Source organism: Streptomyces sp. AC558_RSS880 (assembly GCF_019049255.1).
Taxonomy (GTDB): domain Bacteria; phylum Actinomycetota; class Actinomycetes; order Streptomycetales; family Streptomycetaceae; genus Streptomyces.
In genome coordinates, this window is sequence record NZ_JAGMUJ010000102.1 from 1 (window position 1) to 14,168 (window position 14,168).

Annotated in this window: 6 protein-coding genes; 1 reads left to right on the plus strand and 5 read right to left on the minus strand. The window is 74.4% G+C overall.

Going from position 1 to position 14,168, the window contains the following annotated elements; genetic code table 11:
• From KUM38_RS27780 to KUM38_RS27800, 5 genes are all read right to left on the minus strand, one after another.
• On the minus strand, positions 1 to 1,393 hold a 1,393-nt coding region (locus KUM38_RS27780), incomplete at its 3' end, for a phosphocholine-specific phospholipase C (protein ID WP_217133092.1).
• A gap of 140 nt (positions 1,394 to 1,533) precedes the next feature.
• Entirely contained in the window at positions 1,534 to 3,378 is a 1,845-nt protein-coding gene (locus KUM38_RS27785; protein ID WP_217133094.1) for an SWIM zinc finger family protein, read from the minus strand.
• Positions 3,375 to 6,866 (minus strand): DUF5682 family protein, encoded by a 3,492-nt coding sequence (locus KUM38_RS27790; RefSeq protein WP_217133097.1) that lies wholly within the window; start codon positions 6,864 to 6,866, stop codon positions 3,375 to 3,377. Before KUM38_RS27790 ends, KUM38_RS27785 begins: the two co-directional genes overlap by 4 nt.
• Before the next feature lie 64 nt (positions 6,867 to 6,930).
• The gene (locus KUM38_RS27795) at positions 6,931 to 11,973 is read right to left on the minus strand and encodes a DNA-binding protein (RefSeq protein WP_217133253.1); all 5,043 of its coding nucleotides are present in this window, start codon (positions 11,971 to 11,973) and stop codon (positions 6,931 to 6,933) included.
• 41 nt (positions 11,974 to 12,014) lie between these two features.
• Positions 12,015 to 12,905, minus strand: a complete 891-nt coding sequence (locus tag KUM38_RS27800) for a DUF4132 domain-containing protein (protein WP_217133099.1) — start codon at positions 12,903 to 12,905, stop codon at positions 12,015 to 12,017.
• A 632-nt stretch (positions 12,906 to 13,537) separates the two neighbouring features.
• Between KUM38_RS27800 and KUM38_RS27805 the strand changes: the two genes are divergently transcribed.
• Positions 13,538 to 14,134, plus strand: coding sequence for a response regulator transcription factor (locus KUM38_RS27805; RefSeq protein ID WP_254397852.1), 597 nt, complete (start codon positions 13,538 to 13,540; stop codon positions 14,132 to 14,134).
• Positions 14,135 to 14,168 lie beyond the last annotated feature (34 nt).

Sequence of the window (14,168 nt, forward strand, 5' to 3'; positions counted from 1 at the left end):
CGGTGTCCGGCAGGCGGGCCGGCCGGCTGTCCTTGCGGGAGAAGTCGAAGGCGGAGGTCAGATCGCCGCAGATCGCCCGCCGCCACGGCGAGATGCCCGGCTCGCGCACACCGAAGCGGCGCTCCATGAACCGGATGACCGAGGTGTGGTCGAACGTCTCCGAGCAGACGTAACCGCCCTTGCTCCACGGTGAGACGACCAGCATCGGCACGCGCGGGCCGAGCCCGTAGAAGCCCTCGCGGTGGGTCGCGCTGCCCTCGAAGACGTCCAGGGAGACGTCGACGGTGGACCGGCCCTGCGCGGCCGACTTCGGCGGCAGCGGCGGCACCACGTGGTCGAAGAAGCCGTCGTTCTCGTCGTACGTGATGAACAGGGCGGTCTTCGCCCAGACGGCCGGGTTGGAGGTGAGCGCGTCCAGGACCTGGGAGATGTACCAGGCGCCGTAGTTGGACGGCCAGTTGGAGTGCTCGGAGAAGGCCTCGGGGGCGGCGATCCAGGAGATCTGCGGCAGCCGGCCGGCCTTGACGTCGGCGCGGAGCCGGTCGAAGTAGCCGTCGCCGTTCTTGACGTCGGTGCCGGTGCGGGCCTTGTCGTACCAGGGGTCACCCGGCTCGGCGTCGCGGTATTTGTTGAAGTACAGCAGGGAGTTGTCGCCGTAGTTGCCGCGGTAGGCGTCGGAGATCCAGCCCCAGTGGCCGGCCGCGTCCAGGCCGTCGCCGATGTCCTGGTAGATCTTCCAGGAGATCCCGGCCTCCTCCAGGCGCTCGGGGTACGTCGTCCAGTCGTAGCCGAGTTCGTCGTTGCCGAGGACCGGGCCGCCGCCCTCGCCGTCGTTGCCGGTGTGGCCCGACCACATGTAGTAGCGGTTGGGGTCGGTGGAGCCGATGAAGGAGCAGTGGTAGGCGTCGCAGACGGTGAAGGTGTCGGCGAGCGCGTAGTGGAAGGGGATGTCCTCGCGGGTCAGGTACGCCATGGTGGTGGTGCCCTTGGCGGGCAGCCAGCGGTCGTACTTGCCGTTGTTGTAGGCCTCCTGGCCGTCGGGCCAGCTGTGCGGCAGCCCCTCCAGGAACTGCATGCCGAGGTCGTCGGCCTCCGGGTGGAAGGGCAGGACCTCCGTGCCGTCGGCCTTGGTCTGGTGCCACACCGACCTGCCGCCGTCCAGGGTCACCGGGTGCGGGTCGCCGAAGCCGCGGACGCCGCGCAGCCTGCCGAAGTAGTGGTCGAAGGAGCGGTTCTCCTGCATCAGGACGACGATGTGCTCGACGTCCTCGATCGACCCCGAGCGGTGGTTGGCCGGGAGCGCGGCGGCCCGCTCGATGCTCGCGGAGAGCGCGCTGAACGCCGTGGTGGCGCCCGCGAGTTGGAGGAATCGGCGCCGGTTGACTTCGGGCATGGATGAGGGCCTCTCGTGCGGTGCCGGATGCTGAGGGGGTGCGCGCGAAAGGAGTGTTCCAGGAGCAGCGAACGTCGGGGAAGGGCGTGGTGGCGCCTGCGTGAAGGTCGTCGGTACGTGAGGTGTGCCGGCTGCACGCCCTAGCCGCGCCAGAACTTCCGGCGCAGGGCCGCTTCGGCGCCGGCGAGGTAGACGGCCGTGGCGAGCCACTGGGCGGGGTAGCGGTCCTGGTCGTCGGCGGCGAGGCGGCCGAAGGCGTCGCGGGTGCGGTGCGCGGCCACCGCGCCGAGCGTGACGGCCAGCTCCGCGCCGGTGACGAACCCACTGCGGCGCAGGGCGGCCGCGTGGCCGTGCCGGTCGTTGTCGCGCGAGGGTTCGGCAGCGGCCCGGCGTCCGCCGGCGACGGCCAGTTCGACCAGTCGGCGGACGCGCCAGAGCGGCGGGTCGTCCGCGGTGGCGGCCGTGGGGACGGGCTCGAACGGACGGGGAAGGTCCGGCGGGAAGTGGTCGTCCCGGAGGTGGTCGTAGCCGAGATCGGCGCGGCCCTGCCAGTCGTCCGGCAGCCACAGGGTCGCCCCGGTGCCGGGCACCGGGGCGACGGCGAGCGGGCGGAGGGTCGTGACCCGGTCGGGGTCGAGGCGTCCGACGACCCGGATCCGCAGCCCGGGGTGCTCACCCAGGCGCCGCAGGTTCGCGGTGTGGGCGAGGAAAGGATGGCGGTGCGCGGGGGCCAGCCGGACCGGCCCGTCCCCCCGCCCCGGCAGTACGCGGACCAGCAGGTCCTCGCCGCCGGTGGCGGCGACCTCCACGTCGCGGACGGTCAGTGACCCGGTGTGCCCGGCTCCGCCGGGGTCCGGCGGGGTCCAGGGCCGTCCGGCGGCGAAGGCGGCGCGGACGCCCGGCTCCGGCAGCAGACGGCCGTCCGGGGCGACGACCGCTCCGGTGACGATCAGACCCCCGCGCGACACCCGGAAGTGGTCGCTCAGGAAGGACCGGACGGCGACGTGGGCGGTACCGGCCCGGCGGGCGCGGGCGGGGCCGCCGGGCTTGACGTCGGGGAGCGTGTACCCGTGGCCGTCGTCGTCGACGAGGTGGGTGACCACCCCGCCGAGGCCGTCCGGTCCGATCACCGGTTCGCGGCAGACGCCGTACAGCCGCAGCGGCCCGTCGGGGCGGTGGTGGCGGCGGACGGCACCGATGAGCTCCGGATCGGGGTCGGCGGACCTCAGGCGGTGGGTGACGAGGAGGAGTTCGCGCAGGGTGTCGGCCAGCACGGTGAGGGCGCGGGGACGGTACGGGTCGCGCTCGTCGCGCAGGTGGCGGACGACGTCCAGGGCGGCGGCCTCCGCACGGTGGAGACCCGTGAGGCGAGCGGTGTGGGCGGCGCGCAGCAACTCCGCCTGAAGGACCGCTCCGGCCCCGGCCGTTCCGGCGGACAGCACGGCTGCCGCCGCCGTCCAGAGCCCGGAGGCCGCCCGTATCCGGTCGGCGGAGGGGACGTGGACGGACCGGCGCCCCGGACCGGCGGGCGTCTCCGTCCCGGCACCGGGACGGCCGGGGGCGGCCGGGGAGCCGCTGGCGGCGGGACGGTCCCGTCCAACGGGCCGGGCCCGGTCCGCCGGACCGTCCGCAGGCGCCGGACCGTCTGCGGCCGACGCGGCGTCCGCGGCCGACGCGGCGTCCGCGGGCGCCGCGTCGGCGACCGGGCAGGCGCCCAGTACCGCCGCCAGGTGCAGGCAGCGCGGGGCCAGCAGGCAGGTGCAGTGGGCCTGGCCGGGGTCGGTGACGGTGCCGGACGGGCCGGGGGTCAGGGTCACCCGGGCGTCCTCGCCGCAGCGGACGCGGACGGTGCCGTCCCCGGTGGTGACCGGTGTGCCGGCCAGGGCTTCGACGGCCGCGTCCAGTCTGCCGCGGAGCCGTGTGGTGAGGCTCTCCACCGCGGAGGCGAACACCTCCGGTGCGACGGGTGGGAGGGAAGGGCTCATCGGGTCGCTCCGCGGAGGCGCTCGCCCACCCAGCGGGCGAGCGAGAGGGGGCTGAGGGCGGCCACCGGCATTCCGGCCGCGACGAGTCGCCGCGCGACCGGTACCGAGTAGCGGGGGGTTCCGTCGCCGTTCAGGGCGGCGCAGCCCAGCAGGTGGACACCGGAGGAGACCAGGGACCCGACCTCGGCCAGCAGACCGTCGACCGCGCCGCCCTCCTCGAAGTCGCTGACGACCACCATCAGGGTGCGGTTCGGCACCGTCACCAGGGTGCGGGCGTGCGCGAGACCGGCCGCGATGTGCGTGCCGCCGCCGACCTTCACCTCGAGCAGCAGGGAGAGCGGGTCGTCGATCCGGTCGGTGAGGTCGACGACCTGCGTGCTGAAGGTGAGGAAGTGGGCGGAGAGCATGGGTGCGCCGCCGAGCACGGCGGCGGTCAGCGCCGACCAGACGACCGAGGACTCCATGGATCCGGACACGTCGACGACGAGGATCAGCCGCCAGTCGCTCTGCCGGGCGGCGCGGGTCCTGAAGACCGGCCGTTCGGGGACGATCCGGACGGTGCCGTCCTCCAGGCGGCGGCTGTGGACGAGGTTGGCCCGCAGGGTACGGGGCAGGTCGAGCCGGCCGCCGGGGCGCCGGGAGGGGCGCGGTGTGGTGAGGCCGGTCAGTGCGGGGCGCAGCCGGGTGGCGAGTTCCCGGGTGAGTTCCTCGACCAGCCGTTTGACCAGTGGCCGGAGGCGGGCGATCCGCTGTTCGGGCATTCCCCTGGCGAGCGACAGCACGGCGGACAGCAGCTCCACGGAAGGGCGTACCGAGTCCGGGTCGAGGTGGTCGATCACGTCCGTACGGCCCTTGGCCGCGGCGCGTCCCAGGACTTCCTCCCGGATGTCCGGGCCGAAGAGCGCTTCGAGGTCCTCGGCCCAGTGCCGGGCGCTGGGGTAACTCGGGCCCTGGCCGGCGGTGAGCGCGTCCGTGTCGCCGTCGTGGTCCGGAACCGCCTCCCCCGCCGTCTCCTCCGCGCCGTCGTCCGCGCCGTCGTCCCCGGTCGGTCCCTCCGCTCCGAACAGCTCGTCCAGCGCCCGGGCGTACGGCACCAGGCCCGGGGGGAGTTTCGCCGTCTCGCGGCCGAGCAGCAGCCGCCAGCGGTCGGCGGGGCCGAGCCGTCGTGGCTCGCGCTCCGTGTCGTCGCCGGGCACCGGCCCGTTCACCGCGCGTCCCGGCCCGTCCGGGGCGGGGGTGTCCGTGGGCGGAGGGCTCACCAGATCCGCCAGGCCCAGTTCGTTCAGCAGGGCGAGCCCTTCGTTGTCCGCCTCGGCCCACCGGCCGGCCAGTACGGCGGGCGCGGTGAGCCGGAGGTCGGGCCGGTCGCCGAGCCGGTCGGTCACGGCCGCCAGCAGCCGCCCCCGTCCCTCCGGGGTGAGCGCCTGGAAACCACCGCGCAGCGCGGGAAGCCGGTCGAGGAAGCCCCGGTCGTCCATGGTCTCGACGCGCTCCAGCAGCGGGTCGAGGGAGGTGGGCAGGGACGCGACCAGCGGCCCGGCGGCGACGAGCAGGCCGGTGAGCCGGCGCTCCAGCCGGTGCCGGCTGTCCGGTGCCGTCGCCGAGTCGATCCAGCCGGCGAGTCTTCCGCCCAGCAGCTTCGAGCTGTCGAGATCGAGCAGCACCCGGGCGGCCAGGGCCGCTCCCTGGACGAGCGGGGAACCGGTGCGCGCGAGGTCGTACAACTCGCTGTCCAGGCGCAGCCCGAGCCGTTCCTCACCGCTGAGGACGGCCAGGTTCACGAGGGCGACGGCGTCCTCCGTCTCGTCGCTGCCGGCCAGCCCGGGCAGGGCACGGACGGCGGCTTCCAGCAGGAGGTCGCGGAGCGCCGCGGCCCGGAGGCGTGTCCGCTCGGTCGTACCGGGCAGGTGCTCCCTGCGTATCGACTCCGACAGATCGACGCACCGCAGCAGTTCGGGGAGCGTGGCCGCCGCGGGCAGGACCCGCGCGGCCTGCGTGAGACAGTCGCCGACCAGGTCCGTCAGGGCGCACCGGGCCGCCGCCTCCAGCAGTCCGACGACCCGCGCCGGGGTGACTCCGCCGGACTCCGCCGCCCGGCGGTGGTTCTCGCGCAGGGTGCCCTCGGCCGCCTGGGCGGCGGTGACCCCTCGGACGCCCACCAGGTCGAGCCGGGCCGTGACCGACGGGGTCCAGGCCGCCCGCCAGCGTGTGGTGAGGGCGCTCCCCTCCCCCACGGCGGACACCTCGACCGGCTCCGCGTAGCCCACCCCGCACTCCTTGAGCCGCTGGAGCAGGATCTCGCGCCGGGCGTCGAGGGCGGAGCGCAGCGGCGAGAGCCGGACCTCCCGGCTGCCGGTGCTGCCCGGTCCCGGCAGCCGGAGCGAGGCGAGCTCCGCCTCCACCCAGGGCCCGAGACCGGACCGGGGTGTGCCGGGGGCGAGCCGGCCGCGGCCCGTGCCGACCAGCACCGTCTCCAGGACCCGGCCGGGTGGTGGTCCCCCCTGGCCCAGTACGGACGTCACCGCCTCCAGGAGTTCGCTCCGGCCGGGCGCCGGAAGACCGCGCAGGGTGCCGAGGTCACAGGCCAGCCGCAGGGTCTCGATCGCCTCGCCGGTGCCCGCGGTATAACCGGCCGCGCGGATCTCCCGGCACAGTTCGGTGACGACGCGCGCGGCGGCGTCGTGCGTCCGGCCGGGATCGCCACCGGCCTCGAGCACCGCCTGCTGCCAGCGCGGGTCGTGGATGCCGGCCGGGTATCCGGAGCGGGGGTCCAGCAGGGCGAAGGCGTACGGCACGAGGGAGGTGACGACCGGGGAGCCCCCGTCGGCCGCCTCCCCCGCGGCCGTGGCCCCCGCGGCCCCGCCCCCGTCGGTCAGTCCGGGCGCGTGGAAGGCGCCGATCACCGCCGCGACCCGGCGCCCGCCGGCCCCGGCCGCCGCGACGACCCGGCGCATGTGTGCCTCCCGGACGAGGTCGACGGCCGCGATGCCGCCGCGGGCCGCCCGGTCCCGGCGCGCGGCCCGGCCGAAGCCGAGGGCGGCGCGGCGCACGGCGTCGGGAGCGCTGCCGGGGGCGAGCGCCTCCACGGTGCGGTCCCACAGGTCGTCCGTGGCCGGGCCTGCCGCTTCCGGGGCGGTCGTCCACTCCGGTGCCGTGAGGGGCAGGTCGCAGCAGATCACCTCCGCGCCCCGGTCCCGCGCCCAGCGGATCGCCGCCAGTTCCGGGGAGAAGTCGGCGAGGGGGTACAGGCGCAGCCGTCCGTCCTCGTACGCGCCGGCCAGGGCCACCGGCGCCGTGGTACGCGGATCGGAGAGGTACGGCAGCCAGGGCTGGAAGTCGGCCGGCAGTTCGACGCAGACGGCCTCGGCGTCCGCGGCGTCCAGCAGCCGGGGCACGGCGACGGCCAGTGCGGGACTGTGGTGCCGTACGCCGATCAGGTACGGCCGCGTGCGGGCCGCCAGTGCGGCCACCTCTGCTCTTGCGGTCATGGGTCCAGGGAAGCGGTTCGGCGGGGACGGCCGTACGGGACGGCCGTCCCCCTTCGTGCGGAACTCAGCGACGGCGCTTCCGCGGTCGCGGCACCTCCAGTTCCTCCAGCTGCGGCTCGTCCCCGTCCTGGACCCGCCGCCAGGCCTCGCGGTAGAGGCCGGCGACGGGCCGGGTGGGTACGACGACGCCCAGTACGGGGCTCTCACCGTCGAGCAGGTCGTACATCGGCAGCTTCCACCGCTCCAGCGGCAGGTGCGGATTGGCGAACCGGGTCCAACCGCCGGGCAGGAACAGCGAACGTCCGGCCTTGGAGCGGTTGCCCTCGACCACGAGGTCGGTGGCCGCGAGTTCGGCGCGGGCGGCGCGGAGTCGGGCCGTTCCGCCGCGCTGCTTCCCCCAGCCGGTCCAGCGCGCGGTGTTGCGGTCGGTGGGGTCCGGCATCGCGAGCAGCATCAGGTAGAGGACGGCGGCGTCCTCGCCGATGCCGTACCGCTCGGCCACCTCGCCGACCAGGTCGGGCACGGACCGGGCCGGGTCCTGCGGCCACCACAGCCCGTCCGCGTCGCGCTCGCCCGCCACCGGGTTCCCGGGGTCGGCGAGCAGCTCGGCGAAGAGCCGGTCGTGGACCAGGCGCAGAGCCCTCTCGACGAGGGTCGGCCGTTGGCCGGGGAACAGCGCCGCCATGTGAGGGTCGTTCCCTGCCGGGTCGAGCAGGGCGGTCCGGAGGGCGGCGTAGGGCATGGAGCTCGCGACGCCCAGCACGACCGCGCCGTAGCGCTCGAAGCCGTCGCCGGTCTCCGTGGGGTCGCCGGCGGCCAGGCGGTACGCCTCCAGGTCGATTCCCCCGCCGAGTGCGAGCAGCAGTCCCGGATGAGCCAGCCGGTCGCGTATCGCGGTCAGCACTCCGGGCAGGACGGCACGGATCGGGTCGCCGGACGGAAGGCGGTGGGCCAGCCACGCGGCCAGGGGCACCGCTGTCTTCAGGGCACTCTCGTCGAAGCCGACCGTGCCCTCGGCGGATTCGGGACGGTAGCGGCCCGTCGTCCAGGTCAGGTCCCGGCTCAGCCGTGGTTCGGCGCTCACGTCGAGGAAGCCGCGCAGTGCCTCGCCCGGTGCCCATCCCTGTGGCTCCACGCTGCGGACGGCGTCGTGGAGCACGCCCTCGGGGACGGGAGCGCGCCGGCCCAGCCGCTCGTTCCAGACCTCGGCCGCCGCGGCCACGTCGGGGCCGTCCGTCCACAGCCGGGACGGCTCGGTGGGCAGCAGCGCCGCCACGACGGCCCGCAGGGCGCCGATGCCGAGGGACCTCAACTCGTCCTTGGCGATGCGGGCGTCGGCCGACTTCACACCGATCACCTTCAGGGTCGCGGAGGGCACGGCCTCGCGCTTGTCGTCGATCTGCGGCATACCGGCGAGCACCAGCCGGGCCGTGGTCGGGGTGAGGCCCGTGAGCCGGGCGAACTCCTCGGCGGCCTCGGGGCGCCAGGGTGCCGGGCCGCGCTCGGCGAGTTCGGCCCGGAAGGCGGCGACCCAGCCGGGGGCCCGGGTCGGTTCCGGGACGAACGGTTCGTCGGAAACCGGTGTGTAGGGGGCGGGCGTCTCGAACCGGCCGGACGGGTCGTGGTAGGCCGCGCCGTAGTGCCGGCCGCGGATCTCGTGGTGGCCGTACGGGTGGACGAACCGGTACCAGTCGTCGGGGAAGACGAGGAACGCGCCCCCGCCCAGGTCGAGGACGGTCTCGTCCGTGTAGCCCTGCACGGCGTCGGGCCCCTCGAACAGGCTGGTTTCCAGACACAGCCGGACGCGGCGCCAGTGGCGGGGGTCCAGCTCCGTCAGTTCCCGCGCGTCCAGTTCCTCGAGGAAGGTGTCCAGCGCCTGCCGGTGTTCCTCCACGGTGGACTCCGAGGCGGCCCGCAGTGCCAGTACGGCGGGCAGTTCGGGCAGGGCCAGCCCGTTCAGGTGCTCCAGCGGTCCCTGCCTGGGCAGGGACAGGTGCACGCTGCCCGCGGCGGCCGGCTCGGCCAGGCCCTTCATCGACCGGGAGAGCAGGTGCGGCAGCTCGAAGAGGTTGTGCTGGAAGTCGTAGTACATGCGTGCGTCGCGCTCGGTCAGGCCGACGCCGTTCAGCGCCGAGGCGAGCAGGCGGTCGCCGAGCGCGGGGCGCGGCTCTTCCGGGGTGGCGCCCTCGATCTCCAGGTCGAGCCGGGCGCGCGCCGCGTCCAGGACGCGCTGCTGCTCGGCGGCGAACCGCACCACCCCGGTGATGCCCGCGCGCAGCGCCTCGTGGCCGACCTGCGGCAGGAGTGCGCGGACCAGGCCGCCCACCACGTCCCGGCCGTCCGTCTCCGCCCGCTCCTTCCCCTGCTCGTCGTCCTTCTCGGCTTCCAGCGCCGCCACGGCCCCCGTCAGAAGCGCCTCCGCGGTGTCCTCGCCGACCTGGCGGAGCGCGGCGGACCCCTGCGGATCGCGCGGCTGGAGGAGGTGCCAGTAGCGCAGGTGCGGAAGCAGGGCCGTACCCGCGTTGAAGGGGCCGGCCTTGCCGCCGTACCCGCTCTCGGCGACCAGCGTGCCGTCGGTGTCGAGCAGCCGGACCGTACGCGACTTGTGGATCACGGTCACCGGCCGGTCGGCGCCGGGGAACACCAGCGCGTGCTGCGGTTCCCCGTCCGCTCCGGGTGGCACGACGACCGAGCGTCCGGCCAGGTCCTCGCCCCGCCGCGAGCCGTCGGGGAGTGTCACCACACGCCAGCCGAGCACCCCGTCCACCGGGGCGCACACCGGCCCCGGTACGGCGGAGGGGGCGGGCAGCAGCCAGGCACTCCCCAGGGTGCTTCCCTCCGGAGCGGTGTGCAGGGCCCCGTCGATCCACTCCGGTGCTCCGGGCTCGCCCAGCGTGTCGCCGACCGGGTCGTACGCGCGCCAGGTGTACCGCCCGTCCTCTCCGTCCCCCCTGGCCCACACCCAGTACGACGTGCCGTCACTGATCACATGCCGCGTCCGCGGCACGTAGGCGTCTCCTCGGCGCAGCACCCCGTGACCGGTGGTCCGGCCACCTCCGGGGAGGGGCAGGGACGCGGGGGCCATGCCCCCGTTGACTCCTCCGCTCCCGTCCGCCTCGCACGGCCACCAGGCGTGGACGTCACCCTCGACCGCCATGCGCGGCGAGTCGGTGGTGTCGTGCCAGTACCCCTGCCAGGTGTAGGGGAGGCTGGCTGCGGAAGACAGTCGCCACCAGACGAACAGCCCGCCGTCGACGTACTGACAGGTGAACGACCCGAACAGGTCCGAAGGGTCCGGGAGGCGCGGCTCATATACGAGAACCGTGCCCTCCGCCCCGATCACCCGGACCTCTCCACCGGACAGGACGATGAGGTGCGGCCAGCCGTCGACGACCTTGATGTCCTGGCTCTTCCCCCTCGACGCGGCGGACCGCAGGGCCTCGTCCCAGGCAGGCCAGCCCAGTTCGTCGAGGACGCCGGTGCGCAGGGTGCGGGCCAGCGCGGGCGCGACGCCGGTGGCCAGGGCCTCCCGTACCTCGTCGGCGGCGACGGCCAGCACCTCTCCCGGCAGCCAGGACAGGGTGCGCAGCACACCGGAGTAGCCGATGAATTCGGGCAGTTCGCTGGTGAGGTACTTCCGGCTGACCTCCGCCACCCAGGTGGCGAGCATCAGCCGCCCGCCGGGTGACCTGGCCAGGCGGACGACGGTCTGCTCGCTGTCGCCGAAGTTCGAGTCGGGGCAGCTGTGCCGGAACGCCGGATGGAAGCGGGTGTCGGCCGCCAGCGCGAGGAGATCTCGCCGGTGCTCGCAGGCCGCCCAGACGTGCAGGTTGAGCCACCGGCCGTCGCCGGGATCCGCCACCGGTATGTCCAGGGCCAGAAGCTGGTCGAGCAGGTTCACGTCGCCGCCGGGGGGCCGCAAGGCGTCCCCGCGGTCCCGGAGTTCGGCACGCAGCACGTCGGCCATGCGGTCGACCAGCGGATACAGTTCCGGCGGCGCGGCGTGTTTCCTGTCGGTGTCGCACAGGGCCAGGAACCTGCGCACCCATCCGGCCGTGCCGTCGGGGGAACGCACCTCGGCGGGCAGTGTGGCGTCGCACAACCCGGCGGTGGCTCCGGCCTTCTCCAGCAGGTCGAGCCACTGGGGCAGTTCCTCCCGCTCCCACTCCGTGGGCAGCAGCCCCAGCAGCGTGCCGCGGACGGCGGGCTCCCGCCGGGCCAGTTCCAGCAGGGCGGCCCGGTGGGCCTTCCACCAGCCGGGCGGTGCCTTGGCCGTGCCGGGCAGCGGCAGTATCTCGCGGAGGTAGGCCATCTCCTCGGCGAGCGCGTTCCTGCCCGCGACCGATTTCGTCAGCCGGCGCAGGTCGGCCGCGCCCGGACTCGACGGCGGCACGCCGTGCGCGGCGAGCCGGACGAAGAGCCCGCGCAGGTGCCGGAAGGCCGTCGCGGCCGGTACGCGGGACGACAGGCCCTTGGCGTAGCTGGAGAGGATCTTCGTCGGCACGGCACCGGCCAGGGCGAACTCGAGGAACACCGCGTCCATGCGCGCCTCGTCGAACGGCAGCGCGTGGGCCGTCTCGGCCTTGCGCGCGTTGACGAACATCTGGGACGCGTAGGCCGTCTCTTCGGCGGCCAGGAACACCCGGCCCGCCTGTTCGTAGAAGGTCGGCAGGAAGTGCGGTACGGAGCCGGCGAGCCGTTCGCCGATCGCCTCGTAGGCGGCACGGGCCCGTTTCGGGCTCGATCTGGCCTTCCGCGCCACCTTGTTCATCTCCTCGACCAGGGACATGGCGAGGTGACCGTCCGAGGGGTGGTGGACCAGCACCCAGTCGGGGAAGCCCAGGGCCCGGGGGCGGCCGAGACCGACCTCCACCGGCTCGCCCTCGGGTTCGAGGCCGAGGAAACCGGTGCGCGGGCCACCGGTCTGCTCCTCGGTGGTGAGGCGTACGACGATCCTGCCGTCCAGGCCCGGATGGCGGTAGGCCTGGGTGTACACGGGCACGGCCCGGTCGCCCGCCCCGCTGGTGCCCGGGGGCAGTACCGCACCGGCACGCAGCAGTTCCTCCGGGTCCGCCGGCGCGCCGTTCCGTGTCGTCGGGTCGTTCATGAGCGCGTGCCTTTCCTGGGTGTGCGCTGCCGTCGTGTCGTTCACGCGGCGCCGTCCTCGGTCACGGTGCGGCCGGCGTGCAGGGCCGCGGCCATGCGCATGCCCTCGGACCAGGCCACGGGGCCGACCTCGGCCAGGGGCAGGCGCCGGTGGCCGTCCTCGTCGCTCCAGCTGAGGCTGCCGGTCCAGGCCTTCTCCTCGGTGTAGGGATCGCTCATGCCGACCGAGGCGGTGACGACGCGCCCGCCGTCCAGGATCCGGTCGACGGCGCTGCCGCCGGAGACCTTGTAGCCGAGGGACGTGACACGGGAGGAGAGGTGGAACCACGAGCGGTACTCGGCGCCGGCGAACTCGCGGACCGAGTGGGCGGGCCCGTCGATGCCGGCGGGCTTGTGCCAGGTGGCGCGGTGGATCTGCTCGACGCCTTGCGTCACGCCCAACTCGGCGGCGAACGTGCGGAGTTCCTCCAGGTCCGGGAGGAGGACGGGGTGGGGCATGGTCACCGTGCGGGGCGCCAGGCGGACGGTCTCGCCGTCGAGGGTGACCACCCGCAGCTCGCCCGAGTCGTCCGCGTCGCGCAGGAAGCCGGTCTCGCCGGGGCCGTCACCGACGACGACGATGTCGCGCAGCGCGGACCGCCATGCCTCGTCGGGCCAGAGCCGGGCCAGCAGACCGGTCGGCACCGGCAGCGAGGACACCATCCAGGTGTCGACCTGTGCCGCGCACTCGGCCGCGTGCCACTCCAGCCACTCGGCGAACCGCTGGAGTTCCCGTACTTCGGGACGGTCCCGTATCTCCTCCGGCAGGGTCTTCGCCTGCCCCGTCGAGGACGCCCCGGCAGGGACCTCCGTCGCGGCGGACCGGGACCGGGCCACCACCCCGCCCTCCGTCAGAGCGACTTCGTACGTGTCGCCCGCTGCCAGCCAGCCCATGGGTTACTCGCCTCTCCCACCACTCGGAATCCGGCACAGCGCGTCCGGCAACGGCCCGATCGGCGTGCCTCGCTGTGACGACGGTCGAAAGACTAGAGGCACCCACCGACAGTCCACCGGCGCCCGTCCCGGGCCGAGCCGACGGGGAGACGGCGGGCAACACGGTCCACCCGGACGGGTGATGGGATTCACCCGTCCGGGTGGCGACATTCACTCGGACGGGTGGCGGGATTCGCGCCAGATTGGACGATGACTGTTTCCGGCCGTGCTCCGGACGGGACGAACGCACTGCCCGGTACTCGTCGTCCGGCGTGGTGGGGCCGCTCCGGCCGGCGTTGTGCCGCCGTAACCAGGGCAACGGGACCGCCGGCGTGGGCGTGACGGCCGGCCGCCGCGTTCCGCACGGGCGGGCACCGCCCGCCGGAGGGCATGTGACTCCGTTGTTTTCGGCCGGGCGGGCGCAACCGTCCCGCCCTCCGGGGGACGCCGGGAACGGCGGATTGCGTCCGGTGCGGTTCGCACGTGCGTACGCGTCGTGTTCTTCCGGGGCGGATCAGGGCACACGCCTCGTGGCTCGGGGGAAGTGTGTGGCCGGTTGCCCTGGGCGCAGTCGCTGACAAAGGGTGGGGGAGATGGTCCGTACTGTCGTGGTGCACGACGAGGAACTGCTGCGATCGGCATTGGTGCAACTGCTCAGATCCGATGCCGCGCTGGAGGTCTCCTCCATGTCACCCGGCGCCGACCTGCCGGATCACGAGGCGGTGCCGACGGACGTGTGGGTCGTGGACGGTGACTGCCTGCGGGGGCCGGGGCAGGCGCACGACGCGCCCTTCCGCGCGCGGTGCGGGGACCGGCTCGTCGTCCTGACGACCGCCAAGCGGCCGGGGGTCCTCCGCCGGGCGTTCGACGGCGGTGCTCTCGGGCTGGTCGACAAGAACGCTCCGGCGCACCGGCTGATCACGGCGGTGCACACGGTCGCGAAGGGGGAACGTTTCCTCGACGAGACGCTCACGGTCGCCCTGCTGGAGGGCGCGGAGATGCCGCTGACCACCCGCGAGCTGAGCGTGCTGTCCCTCGCCTCCCAGGGGGCGCCGATGGCCGAGATCGCGGCCCGTCTGCACCTGTCCCAGGGAACCGTCCGCAACTACATGGCCACGGCGATCCGGAAGGTGGGCGCCCGTAACCGGGTCGACGCGATACGCATCGTCCAGAGCGCCGGATGGACGTGACGGGCCGTGCGGTGACCCCGTCCCCCGCCCGGGA